This is a genomic window from Desulfoluna butyratoxydans, assembly GCF_900699765.1.
Classification (GTDB): Bacteria; Desulfobacterota; Desulfobacteria; order Desulfobacterales; family Desulfolunaceae; genus Desulfoluna; species Desulfoluna butyratoxydans.
Genome location: NZ_CAADHO010000035.1, coordinates 1 through 591 on the forward strand (window position 1 = coordinate 1; position 591 = coordinate 591).

The 591-nt window shown below is 54.8% G+C and carries 1 protein-coding gene; it reads left to right on the forward strand.

Annotation, left to right across the window (positions count from 1 at the left end; all coding sequences use genetic code 11):
- Positions 1-102: 102 nt before the first annotated feature.
- A partial coding sequence (locus MSL71_RS26350) for an IS91 family transposase (protein WP_180147522.1) occupies positions 103-591 on the forward strand: 489 nt, incomplete at its 3' end.

Consider the following 591-nt stretch of genomic DNA (forward strand, 5'->3'; position numbering starts at 1 on the left):
GGCATAGCAACCTCGAAACCACCATGGCTTACTTCCATCTCACACAGAAAGGGATTGAAGATTCGTACCGGATCATCAATCACGTGATGAGGGGAGACAGCCATGAACAAGATATCTGAAATCTTCCGGGAGTTCTCCCCCGAGTATCTGGATCGATTTGGGGCCTCCATGCCGAAGACCCATCGCAAAACCATCGGTGCCATCCTCTCTTGCCGAACGCAGGCCCATGGGCTGCTCTACTATGAGTGCGAAGGGTGCGGTAAAATCCATGCTTTCTATCGTTCCTGCGGGAATCGCCATTGCCCGGCGTGCCAAAATCATAAGGCCCGCCAGTGGATGGCTCGTCAGATAAAGCGGCAGCTCCCGGGCCATCACTTCATGGTGACCTTTACGGTGCCGGAGGAGCTGCGGAATGTGATCCGCTCCAACCAGAAGGCTTGCTATGGCATGATGTTCGCGGCCTCCTCCCAAGCCATGTCAGAACTCGTGGACAGGGGACGATGGATGACGGGTAAGACACCGGGATTTTTTGGCGTGCTGCATACCTGGGGACGCCAACTTCAATATCATCCCCATATCCACTACCTGGTC